This window comes from Micromonospora trifolii, from assembly GCF_050516465.1.
Classification (GTDB): domain Bacteria; phylum Actinomycetota; class Actinomycetes; order Mycobacteriales; family Micromonosporaceae; genus Micromonospora; species Micromonospora trifolii.
In genome coordinates this window covers 4,959,669-4,984,593 of record NZ_CP191526.1, presented here as the reverse complement: position 1 = coordinate 4,984,593, position 24,925 = coordinate 4,959,669, and the positions used below count along the sequence as shown (strand labels likewise).

The following is a 24,925-nucleotide window of genomic DNA, read 5'->3' as shown; positions in this document are numbered from 1 at the left end:
TATCGTGGCGCGCGTGACCATCGACTCGGACCCGATTCCCGTCACGCTCCGCTGGGCGGTCCGGCTGCTGTGGGCGGAGGCGGCCGTCGTCGGGCTGATCGCCGTCTGGCTGGTCTGGGCCGACCTCACGGCCACCCGCACCGACCTGCTGGCGGCGTTGCTGGTGACCGTGTTCGCCATCGGGGCGGCCGTCGCGCTCTGGGCCCTGGGCCGCGCGCTGCTGCGCCGTCAGGCGGGCGCACGAGCCCCCGCGATCGTGCTTCAGCTGATGCTGCTGCCGATCGGGTGGTTCATGATCCAGGCTGGCCTTGGCTGGCTGGGCGTGCCGCTGATGGCGCTCGGCCTGGGCGTGGCCTGGTTGCTGATCTGCCCACCGACGACCCGCGCCCTCGGCTTCGAGTGACCGCGCCGGCGCGTCGGCCCGGTCAGTAACCGCCGGAACGGCGGGTGAGCAGCGCGATCGTGGCCCGATCGTCGGCGGACGTGGCGGACGCCGAGGTGGTCAGCGCGGTGAGCACCTTCCAGGCGAAGGACGACTCGGCGGGCAGGGTGGCACCGCGCACGGTCGGCACGGTCACCTCAACGGTCAGCGCGTCCTCGGTGACTGCGAAGCGGCACTCCAGCTCGGCGTCGCGGGTGGCGATGGCGAGCAGCATGGCGCACGCCTCGTCGACCGCGATCCGCAGATCCTCGATCTCGTCGAGCGCGAACTGCAAGCGGGCCGCGAGACCGGCGGTGGCGGTGCGGAGCACGCCGAGGTAACCGCCGTCGGCAGGCACCGTGAGGTGCACCACGTCGTCGTCGGTCGCTGGCTGGCCAGTCAGTTGAGTCACGCCTCATCCCCCCGGTCGGGGACTCTACCCGGTCAGTCGCCCGTACGCGTGCCGGCGGTGGTGGCCAGCTCGCGGAGCGCGGCGCCGCTGAGTCGGTAGGGAACCCACTCGCTCGTCTGCTCGGCGCCGATCGAGGCGTAGAAGCCGGCGGCCGGATTCCAGTCGATCATTTGCCAGTCCAGCCGCTGGTAGCCGCGTCGTACGCAGATGTCGGCCAGCGTGGCGAGCAGCAGTCGACCGGCTCCGGTGCCCCGGGTGGCCGGCCGGACGTAGAGGTCCTCCAGATAGATGCCGTGCACGCCGGCCCAGGTGGAGAAATTGAGGAACCACAGCGCGAAGCCGACCGGCTCGTCGTGCTCGTCCACCGCGACGTGACCGAAGAGCGCCGGTGCGGTCGTACGACCGCTCCAGCTCGGCCCGTCCGACGCCACGCCACGACCTGGAGCAGTCGTAAAGAGCGCCGAGGTCAGCTGCTCGGTGGTGAGGTGGCACTGCTCCGGGGCACGCTCGTACTCGGCCAACTCGTGCACCATGGCGACGACGGCCGGCACGTCCTCGGGACGTGCCGGCCGGATCGTCGGGATGACCGGGGAGGTCACGCCTTCTTGGTCTCCCAGAAGATCTTCGAGATCTCGTCGATCTTCGCGAGGAGCTTGTCGGCGGTGGCCGGGTCGAGGCTGCCCTTGACGCCACCGGCGCCGGCGAGCTTGGTGGCCTCGTTGAACAGGCTGTGCAGGTTCGGGTACTTCTCGAAGTGCGGCGGCTTGAAGTAGTCGGTCCACAGCACCCAGAGGTGGTGCTTGACCAGCTCGGCGCGCTGCTCCTTGATGATGATGGCGCGGGTGCGGAACTCCGGGTCGGTGTTCGACTGGTACTTCTCGCAGATCATTTTGACCGACTCGGCCTCGATCCGGGCCTGAGCCGGGTCGTAGACACCGCACGGCAGGTCGCAGTGAGCGCTCGCGGTGACGCGGGGCGCAAGGATGCGCGGAAGTCGCATCGGGATCCTCCATGGGAAGTTTGCGATGATCAAAGGCGACATTACTCCTGGGGATGCTCCCCGAACCGGCTGGAGGTGAAACCAGTGGTCGCCGATCACCCGGCTGAGGTGCCCCGGTTGCGGAGGCCGCTGACCGCCGTTCTGGTGACCGGCCCGTCCATGGCCCCGACCCTGCGGCACGGTGACGCGGTTCTGGTTCGTCCCGGTGGCCGCCCGATCCGAGCCGGTGACGTGGTGGTCGCGGTCTTCCGGACCCGGCCCGATCTGCTGGTGGTGAAGCGTGCGGTCCGGCCGCAGGACGGCGGCTGGTGGCTACGCGGCGACAACGACCTGATCACCGACGACTCCCGGGCGTACGGGGTCGCCGACGTACGCGGACGGGTGGTGGTCCGCTACTGGCCCCGCCCCGGACGGGTGCCTCGTCGTCAGTTATGACCCTGCTCACATCCGAGGGGTGGTGCCGACACTATGCTCGGAAAGTGCCCGGGTGACCCCCCGCACCGCGTGCCACCGCTCGCCGCCCACCTCGCGGCGGGGCCGGCCGCCTCACATCTGCTCGACAGATCCTGGAGTCACCACCATGTCTTCGTCCAACGTGGACCCCGCTGATCCCGTCTTCCTACTGCACCGGGGCGGCAAGATGGCCGTCACCTCGACCGTGCCGCTCACCAGCCGGGAGGACCTCTCCCTGGCGTACACCCCGGGGGTGGCCCGGGTGTGTGAGGCGATCGCCGCCGACCCCGCACTGGTAGACGACTACACCTGGGTGTCGCACACGGTCGCGGTGGTCACCGACGGCTCGGCGGTGCTCGGGCTGGGCAACATCGGCCCCCGGGCCGCGATGCCGGTGATGGAGGGCAAGGCGGTGCTGTTCAAGCAGTTCGCCGGGGTGGACGCGGTGCCGGTGTGCCTGGACACCCAGGACGTGGACGAGATCGTCGCGGTGGTGCGGGCGCTGGCCCCCTCCTTCGGTGGGATCAATCTGGAGGACATCAGCGCGCCGCGTTGCTTCGAGATCGAGCGTCGGCTCGACGAGGCGCTGGACATCCCGGTCTTCCACGACGACCAGCACGGCACTGCCATCGTGGTGCTGGCCGCGCTGCGCAACGCCGCGATGTTGCTCGACCGCAAGCTCGGTGACCTGCGGGTTGCGGTGAGCGGCGCGGGCGCGGCCGGCGTGGCCGTGACGAAGATGCTGATCGCCGGGGGCGTCAACCCCGACCAGGTGGTGGTCTGTGACTCCAAGGGGATCATCGGCCGGCACCGCACCGAGCTGACCGGCACCAAGGCCGAGTTGGCGGCGAGCACCAACGCCGACGGCCGTCACGGCGACATCACCGAGGCGCTGCGCGATGCGGACGTGCTGGTCGGGGTTTCCGGCGGGCAGATCCCCGAGGCCGCGGTGGCCGGGATGGCGCCCGGCGGGATCGTGTTCGCGCTGGCGAACCCGACTCCCGAGGTGCACCCCGAGGTGGCCGCCCGGCACGTCGCGGTGGTCGCCACCGGGCGCAGTGACTACCCCAACCAGATCAACAACGTGCTGGCCTTCCCCGGCGTGTTCCGCGGCGCGCTGGATGCCGGCGCCACCCGGATCACCGAGGCGATGAAGGTCGCCGCCGCGGACGCCATCGCCGGTGTGGTGGCGGAGTCCCTGACCGCCGACGCGATCGTGCCGTCCCCGCTCGACCCGCGCGTCGCGCCGGCCGTGGCCGAGGCGGTCGCCGAAGCCGCCCGCCGCGACGGCGTCGCCCGCCGCTAAGCGCGCATGGCCGGTGGCGCTCTGCGCCGCCGGTGTGCGCGCACGCGTGGGCTGGGGGCGCTCCGGCGCAGCATGCGCCGCCGGCCTGCGCGCACGGCTTCTTAACGAGCGCTCAGCTTGTTACCGTGCCGATCATGCGTGCTGCCTTTGCCTCCCGTTTCGACGACGCCGATCCGCTCGCCGCGCTCACCGTCGGCGAGCGGCCCGAGCCGACCCCTCCGGCCGACGACTGGGTGACCGTGCAGTTGCGGGCCACCTCGCTCAACCACCACGACCTCTGGTCGCTGCGCGGGGTGGGTCTCACCGAGGCCCAGCTGCCGATGATCCTCGGCTGCGACGCGGTCGGGCTGGACCCGGAGGGGCGCCAGGTGGTCGTGTACCCGGTGGTCGTCACGCCGGGTGACCCGCGCGGGGTTTCCATCCTCTCCGAGCACTTTGCCGGGACGCTCGCCGAGCGGGTGGCCGTACCCCGATCGAACTTGATCCCGCTGCCCGACGGCATGGCCGCGACCGACGCGGCGTGCCTGCCCACGGCCTGGCTGACCGCGTGGCGGATGCTGACCACCAAGGGCCGCGTCGCGGACGCCGACAGTGTGCTGGTCCAGGGCGCGGGCGGCGGCGTGGCCACCGCGGCCGTCGCGCTCGCCGTCGCGATGGGCAAGCGGGTGTACGCGACCAGCCGCGACGCCGTCAAGCGGGACCGGATCTCGGCCCTCGGCGCCATCGCTGTGGAGCCCGGCGCCCGGCTGCCGGAACGGGTGGACGTGGTGATCGAGACGGTCGGCGCTGCCACCTTCGACCACTCGCTGAAGTCGGCCGCGCCGATGGCCCGGATCGTGGTCTCCGGCGCGACCGCCGGGCACGAGCCGTCGGTCAACCTGCGCCGGGTCTTCGCCATGCAGCTGGAGATCCTGGGCACCTCGATGGGCACGCCCGGCGAGCTGTACGAGCTGCTGGCGTTCTGCTCCGACAACGAGGTGCGCCCGGTGGTGGACAGCGTCATCCCGTTCAGCCGGGTCGAGGACGCCTTCGCCCGACTGCACTCCGGTGACGCCTTCGGCAAGGTCGTCATCGACCACACCGCCTGACGCGCACCGCCTGACGCACACCGCGCCGGCACCGCCCCAGGCCGGGTCCGGCCCGGCCCGGCCCGGCCCGGCCCGGCCCAGCCGCAAGATCGCGCAACATCATGGAAATAGTGGCCTCCGCGTCCTGGGAGGCCACTATTTCCTGGTTATTGCGCGATCTTGGGCGGCCGGAGCGGTCGGCGCGGTCGGCGCGGTCGGGCCTCAGAGGTGGTCGTCGAAGGTGGCGATGTCGCCGCGCGTCGCGTCGGTGGGGATGCGCTTCTTGGCGTCGGCGTCGCCGTAGAGCGACCAGCGCAGGAACTCGACAGACGTGTCCGAGACGACCCGCAGCGTCGCGCCGTCGCTGAGCAGCGCTCGGCCGTGGTCGCCCTTGGGCAGGCTCAGCATCGCCTTCGGCCAGGGCACCTTGTCGTACGCGGCCCTGCCCGCCGCGTACTCGACCACCTCGTCCAACTCGCCGTGCACGAACAGCTGCGGTGCGGCCGCGCCGGCGAACGCGGTGCCCACGCCGAGCGCCGTGCCGGCGAACACCACACCCGCGTCCAGTCGTTCGTCCCGGCTCGCGGTGAACAGGCCGATGGTGGTCACCCCGCCCGCCGAGTGCCCGGCCGCTGCCACCCGCTCGGCGTCCAACCGGCCGCGCAACGCGTCGCTGGCCTTGCCGTCCAACGCCAGTACCTGGTCCAACGCGTACGACACGTCGGCGGGCTGGTTGAGCACGTCGAGGACGTTGTTGTCCGCGCCACGGGAGGTGTGTGGGAACGTCGGGGCGGCCACCACGAAACCCGCCGCCGCCCAGCGGGTCAGCAGCGTGGCGTAGTCGTCGGGCCGCCCACCCAGGCCGTGACTGAACATCACCACCGGGAACCGGCCCTCCGCCGCCGTCGCCGACCGCTTGGCCGCGCCGCCGGACTGCCCGGCCGCCGGGTACCAGAGCGTCGTCGGCAGCGCGCGGCCGTCCCGGTTCAGCTTGAGCTGGCGTACGCCGACCGCGAAGGCGCGCTGCGGGGCCTTGCCGGCGGGGACCTGCGGTGTTGGTGTGGCGGCGGGCGGTGGTTCGACGGGCGCCTGCTGACCCTCGGTCTTCCTGGCGTCCGCCGAGCAGCCGACCAGACCGGCCAGGAGCACGGCGCTGGCCAGCAGGGCGGGGGTGACGCGACGTGGCATGAATCCGATTGTGCCTTGCCCCGCAGACGTGCCTGGTGGACTTCGACACGGTGTGCCCGCCCGCTCACTCAGCGCTGGGCGGCCGGCATCAGGCCGCGGCACGTTCGGCTAGCGGGCGTCGCCGTCGTGTGGTGTCGGTCAGCGCGCGCGGAGGGAAGGCGGCGTTGGGGTTGTACCGGTTCGTTCCGGGCGGGACGATCTCGTCGATCCGGTCGAGGGTCGCGTCGTCCAGGGTGAGCGTGGCGCCCTTGAGCAGGTCCTCCAGTTGCGGCATGGTTCGCGGCCCGATGATTGCCGAGGTGACGGCCGGATGGGCCACGGCGAAGGCGATGGCGAGCTGCGGAAGCGTGCAGCCGATGCTCGCCGCGAGATCGACGAGCTGTTCCACGATGTCGAGCTTGGCGGCGTTCTCGGCGATCGTGGGGTCGAACTGCGCCGGCCGGAGCACGGCACGCCCGGTCGACAGGTCGATGGGCTGGTCCCTGCGGTACCTGCCGCTGAGGAACCCGAAGGCGAGCGGGCTCCAGACCAGCACCCCCATGCCGTAGCGCTGGCAGACCGGAAGGGTTGACGCCTCGACCCCGCGAGCCAGGATCGAGTACGGCGGCTGCTCGGTGCGCAGGCGCCCGAGGCCGCGCCGCTCGGACACCTGGTGCGCCTCGACGATCTCCTCGGCCGGGAACGTCGAGCAGCCGAACGCGCGGATCTTCCCGTCGCGGACGAGGTCGGTGAGCACCGAAAGCGTCTCCTCGATGTCGGTCGAGGGGTCAGGACGGTGGATCTGGTAGAGGTCGATCCAGTCGGTGTTCAACCGCCGGAGGCTCCCCTCGACGGCCTTGAGGATCCACCGCCGCGAGTTGCCACCCTGGTTGGGGCCCTCGCCCATCGGAAAGTGCACCTTGGTGGCCAGCACGACGTCGTCCCGGCGTCCCCGCAGCGCCTTGCCCACGATTTCCTCGGACTCACCCCGGCCGTACATGTCGGCGGTGTCGACGACGTTGATCCCCTGGTCGAGGGCGGTGTGGATGATGCGGACGCAGTCGTCGTGGTCGGGGTTGCCGACGGCACCGAACATCATGGTCCCGAGGCAGTGGGTGCTCACCTCGATGCCGGTGCCGCCGAGGGTGCGATAGCGCATGTCGATGCTCCTTGGCTGATTCAGTCACGATCACCGCGCACCCTAGGAGCTCGAGTCGGCTCTAGGTCAACTCCTCGTTACCGTGCTCGGCATGGCTGAGGTCACCGCGAGTCTGAGCATCGGACAGGTCGCCGAACGCACCGGCTTGAGCGTGCACACCCTCCGCTTCTACGAGCAGGAGGGCCTCTTCATCAGCCCGGTACGCCGTGGGCCTGCCGGGCGTCGCAGCTACACCCAGGACGACGTGGACTGGCTGACCGTCTGCATCATCCTTCGCGCCTCCGACATGCCGCTGCCCGCGCTCCGCCGGTACACCGACCTCGTCCGGGAAGGCGCCGGCAACGAGGAGGAACGACTCGCGCTCCTCCGCGAGCACCACGGGCGCGTCACCACCCAGATCGGCAGGCTCACCCAGAGCCTGGACCTGATCACCTTCAAGGTCGGGGTGTACGAGGATCTGCTCGACCAGGACCGCCCCGCAGCCACACCGGGATACCGCCCGCCCCGGTCACCGCGATGACCGCGGCGATGCTCGCCAACTGCCGGCGTCGGCCGGGTCAGTGCGCCGGGCGGGACTCGTAACGGGTCAGGGTGGGGGAGTGGGCGTCGGCGGGGAGGCGGGCGCCGGCGGCCCGGTCGCCGTAGAGGGTCCAGCGCAGGAAGTCGGTGGTGGTGGCGAGGACCGGGGCGAAGCCCGGGTGGCCCGGCGTGAGGTACGCGCCGTGGTCCTGGCCGAGCAGGCTGAGGAACGCGGCCGGCCCGGGGGTGCGCGTGTACGCGGCCCGGCCGACCGTCACCGGCACCACCGGGTCGGCCGTGCCGTGCACGAAGAGCACCGGCGCGGCGGGCCCGGCGAAGCTGCCCGGCAGCCCGCCGCCGGCGATCACGATCCCGGCGCGTAGCCGGGCCGGGTGGCCCTCGCTGAACATGCCGGAGGTGGTGAAGCCGCCCGCCGAGTGCCCGGCGGCGGCGACCGCGGTCAGGTCGAGGTGCCCGGCGAGGGGGTCGACCCGGCTCCGGTCGAGGCCGGCCAGATACCGGATCAGTCGCCAGGCGTCGGCCGGCTGGTGGCGTACGTCGGCCCGGGTGAAGTGCGCGGCACCCTGTCGGGTGTGCGGGTAGGCGGGAGCGGCCACCACGAAACCGGCCGCCGCCCAGCGGGTGGTCAGGCCGGCGTGCAGCTCGGGTCGGCTGCCCAGCCCGTGGCTGTAGATCACCACCGGGAACCGCCCGGCCGCCACCTGATCGGTCGACGCCGGGTACCAGATCGTCACCGCCAGGGGGCGCGCCGAGCGCGGATCGAGGGTGAGCGTACGCACGCCGACGGCGTACGACCCCTCGGGCGCCCGACGCGCCGACACCGGGCCGGTGGCCCCGCCGGCCACGGCCGTTGCCGGCGCGCAACCGGCCAGCAGCGCTGTCACCAGTACGGCCATCAGCCGGCCCACCCCCATCGTTCCACGGTAGGTGCCCGGGCGGGCGTAGCGGCCCCGCCGTCCGGCTCGGGTGCACCCGCCACCCGGTCGGGTCGCCTCCGCCGGCCGGGTCCACCCCTGGGACGCCGCGGGCCGGGGACGGTGCCGCGTGACCAGCTTCGCTAGGGTCACCGGCATGCCTGAGAACTACACGGACCCCAGCGGCAACACCGAGGCGTTCCGCGCCTTCAACCAGACGCCGGAGGCTGCGGCGCCGACGGAGGCCCCGTCCCGCCTGCCGCTCATCATCGGTGCGGCAGTGGTCGTCGTGGTGCTGGTGGCACTCGTCGCCTGGCTGGCGACCGGCTGATCGGGTCGCCTGGCTGGCGTCTCGCTGATCGAGTCGCCTGGCTGGCGTCTCGCTGAACGGCTCTACCGACTCGCGCGCACCCTCGGGCCTCCCGGGGGTGCGCGCCTCAGTGGCGTCAGGCCGCTCCGATCACGTCCCGGGTCTGCCGGGCGATTTCCCGTTCCTCGTCGGTGCGGATGACGCAGACGCTCACCTCGGCGCCATCGGGCGAGATCAAACGGTCGCCCTCGCCGTCGTTGCGGGCGTCGTCCACTGTGATGCCGAGCCGGCCCAGGCCGGCCAGCGCGGCAGCCCGCACCGGCGCGGCGTGCTCGCCGACCCCGGCGGTGAAGGTGATCGCGTCGACCCGACCGAGCAGTGCGTAGTACGCCCCGACGTACTCGGTGATGCGCCGGCAGTACACGTCGAAGGCGAGCGCCGCCGCCCGGTCACCGGCCGCCCGGCGTTCGAGCACCTCGCGCATGTCGTTGACGCCGGTCAGCCCGAGCAGGCCGCTGCGGTGGTTGAGCAGGTCGTCGATGTCGTCCACCGACAGCCCGCCCTCCCGGCGCAGGTGAAAGATCACTGTCGGGTCCACGTCGCCGCTGCGGGTGCCCATCACCAGCCCCTGCAACGGGGACATGCCCATCGAGGTGGCGACGCTGCGACCGTTCGCCACCGCGCAGGCGCTGGCCCCGTTGCCCAGGTGCAGGGTGATCGTGTTGACCTGCTCGTACGGGCGGCCCAGCAGCTCGGCGGTGCGCCGGGACACGTACGCGTGTGAGGTGCCGTGGAAGCCGTACCGGCGGATGTCGTACCGCTCGGCGGTGTCCCGGTCGATCGCGTACGTCGCGGCGGCCTCCGGCAGGGTGTGGTGGAACGCGGTGTCGAAGACGGCGACCTGCGGGACGTCCGGCAGCGCCGCGCGGGCCACCTCGATGCCGGCCAGGTTGGCCGGGTTGTGCAGTGGGGCGAGCGGCACCAGATCCTTGATCGCGGCCAGCACCGCGTCGTCGACCAGCACCGGCGCGCTGAACGTCCGGCCACCGTGCACCACCCGGTGTCCGACCGCCGCCAGCCCGGTCAGGTCCAGCCCGTCCAGGATCTGCCGGACCGCCTCGGCGTGGTCCGCCGGGCCGCCACCGGGCTCACCGATCCGCTCGACGGTGCCGTGGTCGAGTGCCCGGTCGTCGTCATAGCGGCGCCACTTCACCGACGACGACCCGCAGTTGAGCACCAGTACCCGACTCATGACGCCTCCTCGGTGGCCGCCTGGATGGCGGTGATCGCCACCGTGTTGACGATGTCCGGCACCGTGGCGCCCCGCGACAGGTCGTTCACCGGCCGCCGCAGGCCCTGCATGACCGGGCCGACGGCGACCGCCCCGGCCGAGCGCTGCACCGCCTTGTACGTGTTGTTGCCGGTGTTCAGGTCCGGGAAGATGAAGACCGTTGCGTGCCCGGCGACGGGGCTGTCGGGCAGCTTCGTGGCCGCCACCGCCGGGTCGATCGCCGCGTCGTACTGGATGGGCCCCTCGACCAGCAGGTCGGGCCGGCGCTCCCGGACCAGCGCGGTGGCCGCGGCGACCTTCTCCACGTCCGCGCCCGCGCCGGAGCTGCCGGTGGAGTACGACAGCATGGCCACCCGGGGTTCGATGCCGAACCGGGCGGCGGTGTCGGCCGACGAGATCGCGATGTCGGCGAGCTGGGCCGCGTCCGGGTCGCGGTTGACCGCGCAGTCGCCGTAGACCAGCACCCGGTCGGCGAGCAGCATGAAGAAGACGCTGGAGGCCACCGAGACGTCCGGCAGCGTACGGATGATCTCGAATGCCGGCCGGATGGTCGCGGCGGTGGTGTGCGTAGCGCCGGAGACCATGCCGTCGGCGCGGCCGGTGGCCACCATCAGCGTGCCGAAGTAGTTGGGCTGCGCCACGATGTCGTGCGCCAACTCGGCGGTGACGCCCCGGTGGGCGCGCAGCCGGGCGTACTCGGCGGCGAAGTCGTCGCGCCACCCGCTGGTGCCCGGGTCGACCACCTGCGCGTCGCCGAGGTCGATGCCCAGCTCCCGGGTGCGCCGGGCGATGTCGTCCGGCCGGCCGAGCACCGTCAGCTCGGCCACCCCACGGCGCAGCAGGATCTCCGCCGCGCGCAGGATCCGCTCGTCGGTGCCCTCCGGCAACACCAGGTGCCGGGGCTTCGAGCGGGCCCGGTCGATCAGCTCGTTCTCGAACATCAGTGGGGTGACCCGCGCCGACCGGCTGACCCGCAGCCGACGGGCCAGGTCGTCGGTGTCCACACACCGCTCGAACGCACCGAGCGCGGCCTCCACCTTGCGGGGATTGGTCGCGCTGGGCCGGCCCTCGATGCGACTGGACGCGGCCACCGTGTCGTAGCTGTCGCTGCGTACGGAGAGCACCGCCAACCCGGTGTTGAGCCCCTCCACCAGCCGCATCACCCGGGGGTCGGGCTGCTCGCCGAGGGTGAGCACCAGCCCGGCCACCGACACCTGCCCGGCCACGTGCGCGGCGCTCGCGGCGACGAGCAGGTCGGCCCGATCCCCGGGGGTGATCACCAGGGCGCCCTCGGTGAGGTGGCCCAGCAGGGTCGGCACATGTGCCGCGCCGACCACGAAATCCAGCACGTCGCGACCGAGCGCGGCGTCGTCCCCGGCCAGCAGGGTGGCGCCGAGCGCCGCCGCCACCTCCGCGACCGTCGGCGCCGACACGGTCGGCACCTCCGGGATGGCGTACGCGGGGACCGGCAGTTCGGGCAGCGTCATCGGTTCGGTCATCCGGTTGGCGATCACCGCGAGCACGGTCGCGCCGAGGTCGGCCAGGTCGTGGTACGCCCCCCGCATCGCCGACGCGACGGCCGCCGGCTCCTGCCCGAAGCCGTCCACCACCGGCACCACCACGCTGCCGAACTCGGTGGCCAGCCGGGCGTTGAAGGCCAGCTCCCGGGGATGGGCGGGGTCGCCCGGCTCGTCGAAGTCACTGCCCACCACGACCACCGCCGGGCACTGCCGCTCCACCGCCCGGTAGCGCTCGACGATGGCGGAGATGAGCTGCTCCCGTCGGCCGTCGGCGACCAGCGCCGCAGCCTCGGCGTAGCTCGCCCCGGCCAGTTCGGACAGCGGCACCTCGACCCGGTAGCGCTCGCTCAGCAGGGCGAGGATCGGGTCCTGGCCGGTGTCGGCCACCAACGGTCGGAACACGCCGATCTGCCCGACCTGGCGAGACAGCAACTCCGCCAACCCGAGGGCAATCGTCGACTTGCCCCCGCCGGACCCCACGCTCGTCAGATACACACTTCGGGCCACAGCCCCACCCTAGAAGATCGCAAGGCCCTCCACCCGGGCCCTCCGCCCCTGCCGCCCCGACCCATCGCCCCGGCGATCATGGAGTTATCGCCCGACACGCCGACGACACGCGCGGACAACTTCATGATCAACGCGTCGGGTGGGGGTGGGGGTTAGGCGTCTTCGTCGTCGGGGTCGTCCAGGCGGGCCAGGTAGGTGGCCAGGCGCTCGATGGGGGTCTCGAAGTCGGGGTTGAGGTCGACGAAGTCGCGCAGGCGCTCGCCGAGCCACTCCAGGGTCACCTGCTCTTCGCCCCGGCGCTCGACCAACTCCTCGATGCCACGGTCGGTGAAGTACATGGGTACGTCCTTGTGCTCGGCCCGGCTCGGGCCGGGCGGGTGATGGGTGGGCCTACGAGAGCCGGGGCAGGACCGTGGTGAAACGGCCCTGCCCCGGCTTCCGTGCTCAGGTCAGGTCACGGGCGGGGGAGAGCCGCCTCGATCAGCGCGTTCTGCTCGACCTCGTGGGTCTTGGCCGAGCCGACCGCCGGGGCCGCCGCGGCCGGGCGGGAGATCCGCCGCAGCCGAACGTCCGTGAGGTGCTCCAGCAGGTTGAGCGCGACGAACGACCAGCCACCCTGGTTGGCCGGCTCCTCCTGCACCCAGGCGAAGTCCTCCGCGTTCGGGAACTGCGCGAGGGCGGCCCGGATCTCCTCCACCGGCAGCGGGTACAGCTGCTCCAGTCGGAGGATCGCGGTGTCGGTGACGCCGCGCTCCTGCCGGGCCTGGAACAGGTCGTAGTAGACCTTGCCGGAGCAGAGCAGCACCCGCTTCACCGCCTCCGGCGCCGGGGCGGCCGTGTCGCGCAGCACCGGCTGGAAGGTGCCGGTGGTGAAGTCCTCCACCGACGAGACGCAGAGCTTGTGCCGCAGCAGCGACTTCGGCGTGAACACCACCAGCGGCTTGCGCTTGGGCGACAGGGCCTGGCGGCGCAGCAGGTGGAAGTAGTTCGCCGGGGTCGTCGGGATGGACACCCGCATGTTGTCCTCGGCGCACATCTGGAGGAACCGCTCCGGCCGGCCGGAGGTGTGGTCCGGGCCCTGGCCCTCGTGGCCGTGCGGCAGCAGCAGGGTGATGGCGGAGCGCTGGCCCCACTTCACCTCACCGGACGAGATGAACTCGTCGATCACCGACTGGGCGCCGTTGACGAAGTCGCCGAACTGGGCCTCCCAGGCGACGAGGGCGTTGATGTTCTCCACCGAGTAGCCGTACTCGAAGCCCATCGCCGCGTACTCGCTGAGCAGCGAGTCGTGCACGAAGAACCGGGAGCGGTCGCCGTCGCCGGTGAGCGACTTCAGCGGCAGGTAGTCGTCGCCGGTACGGGAGTCGACCACCGAGGCGTGCCGCTGGACGAACGTGCCGCGACGAGAGTCCTGCCCGGCGAGCCGGACGGTGACCCCGTCGTGCAGCAGCGCCCCGAGCGCGATGATCTCGCCGAAGCCCCAGTCGATGTTGCCCTCGACGGACATCTTGGCCCGCCGGTCCAGCAGCTGCTGGATCCGCTTGTGCGGGGTGAAGCCCTCCGGCAGGTTGATGTGCGCCTCGCCGATGGCCTTGACCACGGACGCGTCGGTGGCGGTGTCGACCTGCGGCTCCGGCTCCTCCTCGCGGCGCGGCCGGTTGAGCTGGCGCGGTGCCGAGGCGGCGTCCCGGGTGGCCTTGAAGACCTTCTCCAGCTGCGCCTGGTAGTCGCGCAGCAGCTCCTCCGCGTCCTCCACGGTGATGTCACCACGACCGATCAGCTCCTCGGTGTAGAGCTTGCGGACCGAGCGCTTCGAGTCAATGATCTTGTACATCTGAGGGTTGGACATCGACGGGTCGTCGCCCTCGTTGTGCCCGCGCCGGCGGTAGCAGACCATGTCGATCACGACGTCCTTGTTGAACGTCTGCCGGTATTCGAACGCCAGCCGGGCCACCCGGACCACTGCCTCCGGGTCGTCGCCGTTGACGTGGAAGATCGGCGCCTGGATCATCCGGGCCACGTCGGTGCTGTAGAGGCTGGACCGGCTGTACTCCGGGGCGGTGGTGAAGCCGACCTGGTTGTTCACCACCACGTGGACGGTGCCGCCGGTGCGGTAGCCGCGCAGCTGGGACAGGTTGAGCGTCTCGGCGACCACGCCCTGCCCGGCGAAGGCGGCGTCACCGTGCACCGCCAGCGGCAGCACGGTGTAGCCCTCCAGCTTGAGGTCGATCCGGTCCTGCTTGGCCCGGACGATGCCCTCCAGCACCGGGTCGACGGCCTCCAGGTGCGACGGGTTGGCCACCACCGACACCTTGACCGCGTGCTCGCCGTCGGGAGTGGTGAACTTGCCGTTCTGACCCAGGTGGTACTTCACGTCGCCGGAGCCCTGCGTCGAGCGCGGGTCCAGGTGACCTTCGAACTCCGAGAAGATCTTCTCGTAGGGCTTGCCGACGATGTTGGCCAGCACGTTGAGCCGACCCCGGTGGGCCATGCCGATGACGACCTCGTCCAGCCCGTTCTCGGCGGAGGATTCCAGCACCTCACCGAGCAGCGGGATCAGCGATTCGCCGCCCTCCAGCGAGAAGCGCTTCTGGCCGACGTACTTCGTCTGGAGGAAGGTCTCGAACGCCTCGGCGGCGTTGAGCCGGTTGAGCACGTGCTTCTGCTCGTCGGCGGACGGCTTCTCGTACTTGCGCTCGATCCGTTCCTGGACCCAGCGCCGCTCCTCCGGGTCCTGGATGTGCATGTACTCGATGCCGACCCGGCGGCAGTACGAGTCGCGCAGCACGCCGAGGATCTCGCGCAGCTTCATCCGCTGCCGGCCGGCGAAGCCGTTGACCGGGAACTCGCGGTCCAGGTCCCACAGGGTGAGCCCGTGCTGGAGGACATCCAGGTCGGGGTGCTTGCGGATCTTGAATTCCAGCGGGTCGGTGTCGGCCATCAGGTGACCGCGCACCCGGTACGCGTGGATCAGCTCGTGCACCCGGGCGGTCTTGTTGATCTGACCCTCGGAGTTGACCGCGACATCGCGCATCCAGCGCACCGGCTCGTACGGGATGCGCAGCGCGGTGAAGATCTGATCGTAGAAGCCGTGCTCGCCCAGGATCAGCTCGTGCATCACCTTGAGGAACTCGCCGGACTGCGCGCCCTGGATGATCCGGTGGTCGTACGTGCTGGTCAGCGTGATGATCTTGCTGACCGCCAGCTCGGCCAGGGTGGCCTCGGACATCCCCTGGTAGGGGGCCGGGTACTCCATCGCGCCGACGCCGATGATCGCGCTCTGCCCCTGCATGAGCCGCGGCATCGAGTGCACCGTGCCGATGCCGCCCGGGTTGGTCAGCGAGATCGTGGTGCCGGAGTAGTCCTCCATGGTCAGCTCGTTGCGCCGCGCCCGTCGGACCACGTCCTCGTACGCCTGCCAGAACTGCCGGAAGTCCATCTGCTCGCAGCCCTTGATGGAGGGGACCACCAGGTTGCGGCTGCCGTCCGGCTTGGCCAGATCGATAGCGATGCCGAGGTTGACGTGCGCCGGACGGACCACCGCCGGCTTGCCGTTGGCCTCGGCGAAGGAGTTGTTCATCTCGGGGTGCTGGACCAGCGCGCGCACCATGGCGTAGCCGACCAGGTGAGTGAAGCTGACCTTGCCGCCCCGCCCACGGGCGAGGTGGTTGTTGATCACGATGCGGTTGTCCACCAGCAGCTTGGCCGGGACCGCACGCACGCTGGTCGCGGTGGGCACGCTCAGCGAGGCGTCCATGTTCTGGACGATCTTCGCCGCGACGCCCCGCAACGGGGTGGTCTGCGGGCCGTCGGCGCTCGGCGCGGCGGCCTTGGCGGCCGGCTTGGCCGGGGCGGCCTTCTCCGGCGTGGCCTTCGGCGTCGCCGGGGCGGCGGGCTTGGTCGGCGCTGGCTGGGCGGCGGCCGGCTTGCTCGCGGTCGCCGGCTTGGCCGGGGCGCTCGGCTGGGCCACAGTGGCGGCTGCCTCCGGCTGGCCGTCCGGCTCCGGGGCGGCGGCCGGCTTGTCCGACGATTCGGCGCCGCGCGGGGTGCCCGCACCGGGTGCCGGTCGGTAGTCGGCGAAGAAGTCGTGCCAGGCCGAATCAACGCTCGATGGGTCGGCGAGGTAGCGCTGGTACATCTCCTCGACGATCCACTCATTCGGGCCGAAACCCGCCAGTGGGTTCTCCTGCGAAGTCTGCTGGGTCGACACGGCCGGTAATCGCCTCTTTCACGCGGGTTTGTGTGGCACGCGGTGGGTCCGTCGCGCCCGATTAGGAGCACGGACTGGACGGGTTCCAGGCTACGCCGTACCGATCCCGCAGGCATTTCCGCCTCGGTCCCGTGGCCGGTTTCACAGAAGATGCCAGAAGTTCAGCAACGCCTGCGCGCACCGTGTCGAACTGGTAACACCCGGCCCTCGCGCGGCCGGTCGGCGCGGGTGACGCCCGACCCCGGAGCGGCCAGCGTGTCGTTGCCGCCCCGGGGTCGCAGACGCCATCAGGCGATGTCGCGCCGCCGGGTGAGCAGGATTCCGGCGATTCCGCTGACCAGCGCGTAGCCGATCAGCACCAGGGCACCGACCCACCAGGACGGGGTGAACTCCGAGGTGCCCTCCGTGATCATGACCTGGGATGCCACAGCGGGCCAGACCACCTGCCACTTGAGCACCGCCTGGCTGTCGAGCACGTTCGACAGGAGCAGGAACAGCAGACCCACCACCTGGGTGCCGATCAGATAGAGCACCGCCGCCGTGATCACCGCACCGAGTTGGTTGGTGATCAGCGTGCCGATGCCCACCCCGAGGATCGTCCAGATGGCGTAGGCCAGCAGGTTGAACAGCAGGGCCCGCTGCACCGGCCACTCACCGAGCTGAGTGCCGTAGTCGTTCGCGGACAGGAAGATCGCGCCGGCGGCGAGGTCGATCAGCGTGGTCGCCAGCCAGAACATGAAGCCGAGCAGGCTGGCGGCGACGAGCTTGCTGACGATGACCGACGTTCGCCGGGGAGTCGTCAGGAACGTCGTGGTCGCGGTCTGGTGGAAGAACTCGTTGGTGACCATCAGGATGCCGATGAGCATCACGAACATCAGCCCGAGGTACTGGCCCGAGGTGTAGAGGTTCGCCGCCTGCGCCGGCGCGGTCGCCTGCTCGGCGCTGACGCCGATCTCCTCGGCGTCGCCGCCGAGCGTCGTGACGAGCAACCACGCGTTGATCGCGAAGGCCAGTGCGATCGAGAGGAACGCGCCGAGGGCCAGCCACCACCAGGTGCTGGTGGTACGGATCTTGAGTAGCTCGGATCGGACCAGGTTCATCGGATGCCCGCCTTTCCGGCCGTCAGCTCCAGGAAGACCCGTTCCAGATCGGGCCGTTCGGTGGTCAGTTCGTGCAGCTCGACCCCGGCCGCGAGGGCGGACCGGCCGATCGTCGGGGCGTCCACCCCGCCGACCAGCAGCACACCCTGCTCATCGGTCTCGATGGTTGCCGACTGCGCCTTGAGGGCGGCGGTCAACGCCTCGGCCTGCGGGGTGCGGACCCGGACCCGGGCGCCCTGGGCCATCGACCCGAGCACCTGGTCGACCGGACCCTGCCGGACCAACTGCCCGGCCGCGATGATCACCACGTCGTCGGCGAGGAGCTGCATCTCCGACAGCAGGTGGCTGGAGACCAGCACCGTGCGGCCCTCGTGGGCGAGGTTCTTGAGGAACCCACGCATCCACCGGATGCCCTCCGGGTCCAGCCCGTTGGCCGGCTCGTCGAGGATCAGCACGCGGGGGTCACCGAGCATCGCGGCGGCGATGCCGAGCCGCTGCTTCATGCCCAGCGAGTAACCCTTGAACTTGCGCTTCGCCGCCGGGGTCAGCCCGACCAGGGCCAACGCCTCGTCGGCCCGCTGCTTGGGCAGCCCGGCCGCCGCGCAGATGACCCGCAGGTGGTTGATGCCGGTGCGGCCCTTGTGCGCGCTGGACGCCTCCAGCACCGCGCCCACCTGCCGCAGCGGGGTGGCGAGGTCGGCGTACCGCTGGCCGCTGATGGTGGCCGTGCCGGCGGTCGGCGTGACCAGATTCAGCAGCATGCGCAGTGTGGTGGTCTTGCCTGCGCCGTTCGGGCCGAGGAAGCCGGTCACCCGCCCCGGCGCCACGGTGAAGGACAGGTTGTTCACCGCCCGGACGTTCTTGTACTGCTTGGTCAGACCGGACACCACGATCTGACCGTCGCTGGTGGGGCTTCGCTGCCCGTCAGTCATCGTTCTCCTCCCGTGTGTGGCGTCGAGGTACGCCGTGGCACAGCGTGACGGCCCGTGGCAACAAGGTCAATCAGGCGCGGTCGGTACGTTTGCCTCCGTCGCGGGGTGGAGGCGACTCATCCCTGCGGACGACGGCCCGGCTTCAGCGGGCGATCCAGGTTGCCCGGGCCGCGCCGAGCAAGGACCCGTCCGGGCCGTACAGGCTGGTGTGTACGAGCGCCTTGCGCCCATCGACGCGCAGCAACGCCCCGGTCACCACGCACTCGTCGCCCGGCCCGGGCAGCGCCGCGACAACGGCGGCGATCCGGCCCAGCAGGTACGGGCGGCCCGGCGCGAGCACAGCCCAACCGCCGGGGCAGTCCAGCGCCGCCCAGACCGTGGCCGCGCTGACCTGAGCGGGCGCGCGGAACGGCGCGGCGGTCCGGCCGTCCGGCAGCCGGCCGGGGAAGATCCGCAGCCCGTCGGCCCGCTGCGGCCCGCAGACGTAACAAGTGGGGAACGGATGCTCGACCAGGCCGGGGTAGCGGGCCGCCGCGGCCACCGCCGTCGCCAGGTCGACCGGGGGTACGACGGCATCGATCACCCCGGCCGGGCGCACCTCGGCCACCAACTCGCCGGCCGGGTCCCGGACCTCGCCGTCGACCAGGGTCAGCTCGGTCTCCAGCGGTGGTGGCCGGCGCAGCGTCACCTCGACCGGCCCGCTGCCGCCCGCCTCGGCGGCGAAGACCCCCGCGCTCCAGCCGCCGTTGCCGGAACCGGTGGGCCCGTTGTAGCGGGGTTCGATGCGCATCGTCGACCTCCGATGGTGCGTGTCGGCGCCTTCGCCGGCCTGCCCGGGCAGCCTCGCACGGGCCGCGCCGGGCGCCGCTAGCGGTCTCGCCTGCCGGCGTTCATCCGATCGACACCGGTGCGCCCCGTGAATGGCAACCCGGGCACCTACACAGATCCCATGGCCGTTCTGCATGCCGCTGGCGCACCCCTGAAGACCAGCGGATACACCCTGCTGATCGCCGACGACCCCACCCAGGTCGCGGCCGCGCAACGCCTGCGCCACGAGGTGTTCGCCACCGAGCTCGGCGCCACCCTCCTTCCCGGCGAGGCCGGGTTGGACGTGGACCCCTTCGACGCGTACTGCGATCACCTGATCGTCCGCGAGGACAGCACCGGCGAGGTGGTCGGCACGTACCGGCTGCTGCCGCCGGGGCGCACCACCCGGCGCTACGCCGAGGACGAGTTCGACCTGAGCCCGCTCGACCCGCTCCGCGACGACCTGGTCGAGGCGGGTCGGTCCTGCGTGCACCCGGACCACCGCTCCGGCGCGGTGATCAACCTGATGTGGGCCGGCATCATCCGTTACCTGCACCTGCGCGGCTCCCGCTGGCTCGGCGGCTGCGCGTCGGTGCCGGTGGCTGACGGCGGGCGGACGGTCGCCGAGGTGTGGACCCAGGCCCGGGCCCGGCACCTGTCGCCGCCGCCGCTGCGGGTCCGCCCGTTGCGGCCCTGGTTCACCGAGGGGGCTGCCGCCGGCCCGCTCACCGCTGCCCCGGCCGGGCGGGTAGCGGTCCCGCCGCTGCTGCGTGGCTACCTCCGGCTCGGCGCGTGGATCTGCGGCGAGCCGTCGTACGACCCCGACTTCGGGTGCGCGGACTTCTACGTCCTCTTCTCCCTGGACCGGATGAACCCGCGCTACCTGCGGCACTTCCTCGGCGGGGAGCAGCGGTGACCGCCGTGCCGCGTGACCTGTGGCGGCCCTCCTCGGGCTGCGACGACGACTGCCTGCCGGCGGCCGGCGAGGTGCCCACGGTGCCGGTGGCCCGCCGGGTGCTCCGGCTGGTCGCCGCGCTCGGCATGCTGCTGGCCGGGATCCCGGTGGTGCTGCTGCTGCCCGTGCTTCCCACTCGGGAACGGCAGGCGCTGGTCAGCGGCTGGGCGCGGGCCACCGCGCGCGCCTTCGGCGTCCGCCTCGTGATCCGGGGTCGGTTGCCGCGGCGGCGCGCGCTGCTGGTCGCGAACCACGTCTCCTGGCTGGACATCCTCGCCGTGCTGGCAGTCGCGCCCACTCGGATGGTGGCGAAACGGGAGATCCGTTCCTGGCCGGTGGTCGGTCTGCTGGCCGCTGCGGCGGGCACGGTCTTCGTGGACCGCGCCCGGCCGCTGGCGCTGCCGAGGACCGTCGCCCGGGTCGCCGACGCGCTGCGCGCCGGGCGGTCGGTGGCGGTCTTTCCGGAGGGTACGACGTGGTGTGCCGGGAGCGGTGCCACCGACTGCCGCCCCGGCGGTGGTTTCCGGCCCGCGACGTTCCAGGCGGCCATCGACACGGGCAGCCCGGTGGTGCCGCTGCGGCTCACCTATCGCTGTGCGGCCACCGGGTCGAGCACCACGGCAGCCGCCTTCCTCGGTGCGGACACCCTGCTGCGCTCGGTGGCCCGGGTGGTCGCGGCGCGGGAGCTGGTGGTCTCGGTGACGATCGCCGGTGCGCTGCACCCGGCCCGTGATGCCGATCGGCGGTTGCTGGCTCGGGCCGCCGAGTCGGCCGTACACCTGGTGCCGACGGCGGGTGCCGTGGCGCGGGCCCGGCTGCGGCCGGTGCCGACGGTGACCCCGGCCGTTCCCGTGCCGGCTCCGCTCGTCGATCGGGAGCTGGACCTGGCGGCCTGAGGGGAGCACGCCGAACGCCGAGCGGGCGACCAACTCACGACCTGTCTTGTGGTGTCGCGATGTATCGCGTTACATTCTCCTCCTGTTCGACGTGCGTCCCGCGCGTCGTCGAGAGGGGGACGCCATGGCCGGATGGACGGTCGAGAGCCCGCAACGGCTCACCCTGGACGCTCCGGTCGTCCGGCTGGACGTTCGACTGATCAGTGGGCGGCTCAACGTGGTCGCCACCGACGGCCCGACCCGGATCGACGTGACCCAGGTCGGCCGTCGGCCGGTCCTGATCGACCACACCGACGGTCGGCTCAGCATCCGCCAGGAGCGCGGTCGGGGCTGGTCGGACGTCCTGCGCTGGCTCCGGATGATCCACCGCTACCCCCGGGTGGACGTCTCCATCGCCGTGCCCGCCGACGTCCTCGCCGACCTGGGCCTGGTCGCGGGCTCGCTGGTCGCGTCCGGGCTGCGCCGGCAGACCACCGTCAACGTCGTGGCCGGCCAGATCACCCTGATGGGGCTGCGCGGCAGCACCTCCGCGAAGCTCACCTCGGGGCCGGTGGAGGCGCTCGGCGTCCGCGGCGACCTCACCCTGGAGACGGTCTCCGGGGAGGTGATCCTCGCCGACAGCGCCGCCGACCGGGTACGGGCGCAGACCGTCTCCGGCGCCATCACCTGCGACCTGGACAACCCCCGGCGCAGCGAGATCCGGTTGACCACCATCTCGGGCAGCATCACCGTCCGGGTCCGCGCGGACAGCGACCTCGCCGTCCAGCTGAACACCGCCTCCGGCCGGATCACCAGCGGCTTCCCGCAGCTGCGCAGCTCGACGTTCCCACTGCCCAGCAGCGAGGGGGTGCTCGGCGCCGGCGAAGGTAAGCTCTGGGCTTCCGCGACCTCGGGGAGCATCGCCCTGCTCGCCCGAGCCGTCGACGACGATGGGGAGGAGCTGCCGTGACCGCCGTGTTCAGCCACGGGCGGCTCCGGCTCTACCTGCTCAAGCTCCTCGACGACGGCCCGAAGCACGGCTACGAGCTGATCCGGCTGCTGGAGGACCGCTTCCTCGGGCTGTACGCGCCCAGCGCCGGCACCATCTACCCCCGCCTGCAACGGCTGGAGGTCGAGGGTCTGGTCAGCCACACCGCGGCGGGTGGCCGCAAGACGTACGACATCACCGACGCCGGTCGGGAGGAACTGCGCCAGCGGGCCGGTGAGTTGACCGCGCTGGAGACGGACATCGCGGCCTCCGTGGCGGATCTCTCCAGCCTGGCCGGCGAGATCCGCAGCGAGGTACGCGGATCGGCACGCGACCTCAAGCGGGAGTTGAGCGAGGCCACCCGGCAGACCCGGCGGGCCCGGTGGGAGGCGCCCGCACCGCCGCCCCGGCCGGCGTCGACCGCCGGGCCGCAGGCCGAGCTGCTCGACGAGCTCGACAAGCGGCTGGCCGCGTTCACCGCCGAGGTGGGCAGGCTGATGCGCGCCCGGCAGTTCAGCGACACCCAGCTGCGCACCGCGATCCGGCTGCTCGACGGCGCCCTGGACGGGCTGCGTCGCCTGCTGCGCTGACCGACGTCACCGGGCGGCCGGGGACTCACAGCCTTTTTGCAGGAAGCGTCCAGCGCTGACGCAGTGATGTCACCGATGATGGGCCCATGCCCGCTACCCAGACCGAGGCGCGACTGCTTGTCGTCGAGGACGACCCCAACATCCTCGAACTGCTCTCCGCGAGCCTGCGGTTCGCGGGCTTCGACGTGGCCACCGCGACAAGTGGGAGCGCGGCGCTCAACGCCGCCAAGGACCACCGGCCCGACCTGGTGGTGCTCGACGTGATGCTCCCCGACCTGGACGGCTTCGAGGTCATCCGGATGCTCCGCGAGGGCGGCACGCGTACCCCGGTGGTGTTCCTGACCGCCCGGGACGCCACCGACGACAAGATCCGTGGGCTGACCCTGGGCGGCGACGACTACGTCACGAAGCCGTTCAGCCTGGAGGAGTTGACCGCCCGGATCCGCGCCGTGCTGCGCCGCACCACGACCGGCGAGCAGGCCCCGTCCCGGCTCACCTTCGCCGACCTGGAGTTGGACGAGGAAACCCACGAGGTGCACCGGGCCGGCCAGCGGGTGCAGCTCTCGCCGACCGAGTTCAAGCTCCTGCGGTACCTGATGCTCAACGCCAACCGGGTGCTGTCCAAGGCACAGATCCTCGACCACGTCTGGAACTACGACTTCCGTGGCGACGACAACATCGTCGAGTCCTACATCTCGTACCTGCGTCGCAAGGTCGACACCACCCAACCCCGGCTGATCCACACTCTTCGCGGCGTCGGGTACGTCCTGCGCAAGCCGGCGGCGTGAACGCGGTCCAGCAGGCGAAGGGACGGGTGCGCAGCGTTCCGCTGCGGGTGAAGCTGGTCACCTCGGTGCTCGCGCTGGTCGCCGTCGCGCTTCTGGTGATCAGCTCGCTGACCGCGTACTTCCTCCGCAACTACCTGGAGGGCCAGGTCGACGGGCAGGTCCGGTCGACCGCCCAGGGCCTCGGCCAGTTGCTCCCGAAGCTGCGCAGCGGTGAGGTCGGCGCGATGCTGCCCAGCGACTACGTCGTCATCGTGGCCGACGAGCAGCGGGTGTACGCGCCCAAATACGACGACCTCAGCTACGACCCCGACCAACTGCCCGCGTTCCCCACCAGCCGCGCGGGTTTCGAGGCCGAGGAGGGCGAGCCGCAGACCGTCCTGTCCCACAACGGCTACACCCGCTGGCGGGTGTACTACGCCCCCCAGCCGGACGGCTCGGTGCTGGCCGTGGGTCAGCCGCTGACCGACGTGGACCGGGCGGTGAAGCAGCTCGTCTGGATAGACCTCCTGGTCGGTGGCGCAGTGCTGATCATGCTGGCCTCGGTCGGCGCCGCGATCGTCCGGACCAGCCTCAAGCCCCTCGTCGAGATCGAACAGACCGCCGCAGCGATCGCCGGCGGTGACCTGACCCGCCGGGTGCCCGACCCGGAGGAGGGCCAGGCCGAGCCAACCTCGGAGCTGGGTCGGCTGTCGCGGGCGCTGAACGCGATGCTCACCCAGATCGAGGCGGCGTTCACCGCCCGAGCCGCGTCGGAGACCTCGGCCCGGTGGGCGGAGAGCGCAGCCCGGGACGCCGCCGCCGCAGCTCAGGCGTCCGAGGCGCGGGCCATCCGCTCCGAGGAACGGATGCGGCAGTTCGTCGCCGACGCCTCCCACGAGCTGCGGACTCCGCTCACCACCATTCGTGGCTTCGCCGAGCTGTACCGGCAGGGTGCGGCAAGTGCGCCGGAACAGACCGCCGGCCTGCTGCGCCGGATCGAGGACGAGGCGGCCCGGATGGGGCTGCTGGTGGAGGACCTGCTGCTGCTCGCCCGGTTGGACATGGAACGGCCGCTGTCGCTGACCCCGGTGGAGCTGCCGGTGCTCGCCTCCGACGCGGTGCAGGCCGCGCGGGCGATGGCACCGGACCGGCGGATCGAGCTGGAGATCGCGCCCGAATCCGGCCCGCTCGTCGTCTCCGCCGACGACGCGCGGCTGCGGCAGGTGATCGGCAACCTGGTCACCAACGCGCTCACCCACACCCCACCGGAGGCCGAGATCCGGGTACGGCTGCGCGCCGAAGCGGGTGACTTCGCCGTCGTGGAGGTGGCCGACACCGGCCCCGGCCTCTCGGCCGAGCAGGCGGAACGTGTCTTCGAGCGGTTCTACCGGGCCGACGCGGCCCGTACCCGGCGGGCCGACGGCAACACCGGCACCGGCCTCGGCCTGGCCATCGTGGCGGCGCTGGTCGCCGCCCACCACGGCTCGGTCGAGGTGGCCGAGACGCCCGGCGGTGGGGCCACCTTCCGGGTTCGGCTGCCGCTGCTGCCGCAGGTCGACGGAGCGGGCGAGTGACTTTCAGCCAACTTCCAGGACGGTTCCAGGTTGATTGCAGTGCCGGGGGAGAAGGTAGTG

The 24,925-nt window shown here is 71.7% G+C and carries 25 protein-coding genes; 12 read left to right on the top strand and 13 right to left on the bottom strand.

The features are described 5' to 3' along the window. The first annotated feature begins 13 nt into the window (after positions 1-13). A complete protein-coding gene (locus tag ACQRWP_RS23070; protein WP_124853891.1) occupies positions 14-403 on the top strand; it encodes a hypothetical protein in 390 nt (129 codons plus the stop codon). Between the two features lie 22 nt (positions 404-425). Here ACQRWP_RS23070 and ACQRWP_RS23065 read toward each other — a convergent pair whose 3' ends face one another. The 3 genes from ACQRWP_RS23065 to sodN are packed head-to-tail and all read right to left on the bottom strand — an operon-like array spanning position 426 to position 1,833. After that, positions 426-833 carry an ATP-binding protein gene (locus ACQRWP_RS23065; RefSeq protein ID WP_410821975.1) on the bottom strand — a complete coding sequence of 136 codons (408 nt, stop codon included), beginning with the start codon at positions 831-833 and terminating at the stop codon, positions 426-428. Between the two features lie 32 nt (positions 834-865). Beyond that, the gene (locus ACQRWP_RS23060; RefSeq protein WP_430497649.1) at positions 866-1,432 is read right to left on the bottom strand and encodes an N-acetyltransferase family protein; all 567 of its coding nucleotides are present in this window, start codon (positions 1,430-1,432) and stop codon (positions 866-868) included. Next, entirely contained in the window at positions 1,429-1,833 is a 405-nt protein-coding gene (sodN, locus tag ACQRWP_RS23055) for a superoxide dismutase, Ni (protein WP_030336684.1), read from the bottom strand. The genes ACQRWP_RS23060 and sodN overlap by 4 nt, the downstream gene beginning before the upstream one ends. Before the next feature lie 84 nt (positions 1,834-1,917). On the opposite strand from sodN, the gene ACQRWP_RS23050 reads away from it, so the two are divergent. The 3 genes from ACQRWP_RS23050 to ACQRWP_RS23040 all read left to right on the top strand — a co-directional run bounded on the left by ACQRWP_RS23050 (position 1,918) and on the right by ACQRWP_RS23040 (position 4,680). Beyond that, the gene (locus ACQRWP_RS23050) at positions 1,918-2,268 is read left to right on the top strand and encodes a S24/S26 family peptidase (RefSeq protein WP_430497646.1); all 351 of its coding nucleotides are present in this window, start codon (positions 1,918-1,920) and stop codon (positions 2,266-2,268) included. A 145-nt stretch (positions 2,269-2,413) separates the two neighbouring features. Then, positions 2,414-3,592, top strand: coding sequence for an NAD(P)-dependent malic enzyme (locus ACQRWP_RS23045; protein ID WP_430497645.1), 1,179 nt, complete (start codon positions 2,414-2,416; stop codon positions 3,590-3,592). A gap of 125 nt (positions 3,593-3,717) precedes the next feature. Continuing rightward, positions 3,718-4,680, top strand: coding sequence for a zinc-binding dehydrogenase (locus ACQRWP_RS23040; protein WP_430497643.1), 963 nt, complete (start codon positions 3,718-3,720; stop codon positions 4,678-4,680). 201 nt (positions 4,681-4,881) lie between these two features. Here the strand turns inward: ACQRWP_RS23040 and ACQRWP_RS23035 are convergent, their stop codons facing one another. Both ACQRWP_RS23035 and ACQRWP_RS23030 read right to left on the bottom strand, forming a co-directional pair. Continuing rightward, positions 4,882-5,847: an alpha/beta hydrolase family protein gene (locus ACQRWP_RS23035; protein WP_430497641.1), complete on the bottom strand. Its 966-nt coding sequence runs from the start codon at positions 5,845-5,847 to the stop codon at positions 4,882-4,884. A gap of 88 nt (positions 5,848-5,935) precedes the next feature. Next, the gene (locus tag ACQRWP_RS23030) at positions 5,936-6,985 is read right to left on the bottom strand and encodes an aldo/keto reductase (RefSeq protein WP_430497639.1); all 1,050 of its coding nucleotides are present in this window, start codon (positions 6,983-6,985) and stop codon (positions 5,936-5,938) included. A gap of 91 nt (positions 6,986-7,076) precedes the next feature. On the opposite strand from ACQRWP_RS23030, the gene ACQRWP_RS23025 reads away from it, so the two are divergent. Beyond that, a complete protein-coding gene (locus ACQRWP_RS23025) occupies positions 7,077-7,505 on the top strand; it encodes a MerR family transcriptional regulator (RefSeq protein ID WP_430497637.1) in 429 nt (142 codons plus the stop codon). 37 nt (positions 7,506-7,542) lie between these two features. Here the strand turns inward: ACQRWP_RS23025 and ACQRWP_RS23020 are convergent, their stop codons facing one another. Beyond that, a complete protein-coding gene (locus ACQRWP_RS23020) occupies positions 7,543-8,439 on the bottom strand; it encodes an alpha/beta hydrolase family protein (protein ID WP_430497635.1) in 897 nt (298 codons plus the stop codon). 157 nt (positions 8,440-8,596) lie between these two features. Here ACQRWP_RS23020 and ACQRWP_RS23015 point away from each other — a divergent pair, with 157 nt between their 5' ends. After that, complete coding sequence (locus ACQRWP_RS23015; protein ID WP_238677859.1) at positions 8,597-8,770, top strand: hypothetical protein; 174 nt, start codon at positions 8,597-8,599, stop codon at positions 8,768-8,770. Between the two features lie 115 nt (positions 8,771-8,885). Here the strand turns inward: ACQRWP_RS23015 and ACQRWP_RS23010 are convergent, their stop codons facing one another. The 7 genes from ACQRWP_RS23010 to ACQRWP_RS22980 all read right to left on the bottom strand — a co-directional run bounded on the left by ACQRWP_RS23010 (position 8,886) and on the right by ACQRWP_RS22980 (position 19,099). Further along, positions 8,886-10,001, bottom strand: a complete 1,116-nt coding sequence (locus ACQRWP_RS23010) for an acetate/propionate family kinase (RefSeq protein WP_430497632.1) — start codon at positions 9,999-10,001, stop codon at positions 8,886-8,888. Continuing rightward, complete coding sequence (pta, locus tag ACQRWP_RS23005) at positions 9,998-12,067, bottom strand: phosphate acetyltransferase (RefSeq protein WP_430497630.1); 2,070 nt, start codon at positions 12,065-12,067, stop codon at positions 9,998-10,000. Before pta ends, ACQRWP_RS23010 begins: the two co-directional genes overlap by 4 nt. 152 nt (positions 12,068-12,219) lie before the next feature. Continuing rightward, positions 12,220-12,405 carry a DUF6104 family protein gene (locus tag ACQRWP_RS23000; protein ID WP_030490374.1) on the bottom strand — a complete coding sequence of 62 codons (186 nt, stop codon included), beginning with the start codon at positions 12,403-12,405 and terminating at the stop codon, positions 12,220-12,222. 116 nt (positions 12,406-12,521) lie between these two features. Continuing rightward, the gene (locus ACQRWP_RS22995; RefSeq protein ID WP_430497628.1) at positions 12,522-16,277 is read right to left on the bottom strand and encodes a multifunctional oxoglutarate decarboxylase/oxoglutarate dehydrogenase thiamine pyrophosphate-binding subunit/dihydrolipoyllysine-residue succinyltransferase subunit; all 3,756 of its coding nucleotides are present in this window, start codon (positions 16,275-16,277) and stop codon (positions 12,522-12,524) included. Between the two features lie 287 nt (positions 16,278-16,564). Then, the gene (locus ACQRWP_RS22990; protein WP_196929680.1) at positions 16,565-17,377 is read right to left on the bottom strand and encodes an ABC transporter permease; all 813 of its coding nucleotides are present in this window, start codon (positions 17,375-17,377) and stop codon (positions 16,565-16,567) included. Continuing rightward, entirely contained in the window at positions 17,374-18,309 is a 936-nt protein-coding gene (locus ACQRWP_RS22985; protein WP_091406038.1) for an ABC transporter ATP-binding protein, read from the bottom strand. The genes ACQRWP_RS22990 and ACQRWP_RS22985 overlap by 4 nt, the downstream gene beginning before the upstream one ends. A gap of 142 nt (positions 18,310-18,451) precedes the next feature. Beyond that, positions 18,452-19,099, bottom strand: a complete 648-nt coding sequence (locus tag ACQRWP_RS22980) for a hypothetical protein (protein WP_430497625.1) — start codon at positions 19,097-19,099, stop codon at positions 18,452-18,454. 159 nt (positions 19,100-19,258) lie between these two features. Between ACQRWP_RS22980 and ACQRWP_RS22975 the strand changes: the two genes are divergently transcribed. From ACQRWP_RS22975 to ACQRWP_RS22950, 6 genes are all read left to right on the top strand, one after another. Further along, positions 19,259-20,032, top strand: a complete 774-nt coding sequence (locus tag ACQRWP_RS22975; RefSeq protein WP_430497624.1) for a GNAT family N-acetyltransferase — start codon at positions 19,259-19,261, stop codon at positions 20,030-20,032. Next, positions 20,029-20,967, top strand: a complete 939-nt coding sequence (locus ACQRWP_RS22970; protein ID WP_430497622.1) for a lysophospholipid acyltransferase family protein — start codon at positions 20,029-20,031, stop codon at positions 20,965-20,967. Before ACQRWP_RS22975 ends, ACQRWP_RS22970 begins: the two co-directional genes overlap by 4 nt. A gap of 124 nt (positions 20,968-21,091) precedes the next feature. Further along, positions 21,092-21,916 (top strand): DUF4097 family beta strand repeat-containing protein, encoded by an 825-nt coding sequence (locus ACQRWP_RS22965; RefSeq protein ID WP_430497620.1) that lies wholly within the window; start codon positions 21,092-21,094, stop codon positions 21,914-21,916. After that, positions 21,913-22,524, top strand: coding sequence for a PadR family transcriptional regulator (locus tag ACQRWP_RS22960; protein ID WP_430497619.1), 612 nt, complete (start codon positions 21,913-21,915; stop codon positions 22,522-22,524). Before ACQRWP_RS22965 ends, ACQRWP_RS22960 begins: the two co-directional genes overlap by 4 nt. Positions 22,525-22,610: 86 nt before the next feature. Continuing rightward, positions 22,611-23,312, top strand: a complete 702-nt coding sequence (locus ACQRWP_RS22955) for a response regulator transcription factor (protein WP_030336721.1) — start codon at positions 22,611-22,613, stop codon at positions 23,310-23,312. Further along, positions 23,309-24,865, top strand: coding sequence for a sensor histidine kinase (locus ACQRWP_RS22950; protein WP_430497617.1), 1,557 nt, complete (start codon positions 23,309-23,311; stop codon positions 24,863-24,865). Before ACQRWP_RS22955 ends, ACQRWP_RS22950 begins: the two co-directional genes overlap by 4 nt. Positions 24,866-24,925: the final 60 nt, after the last annotated feature.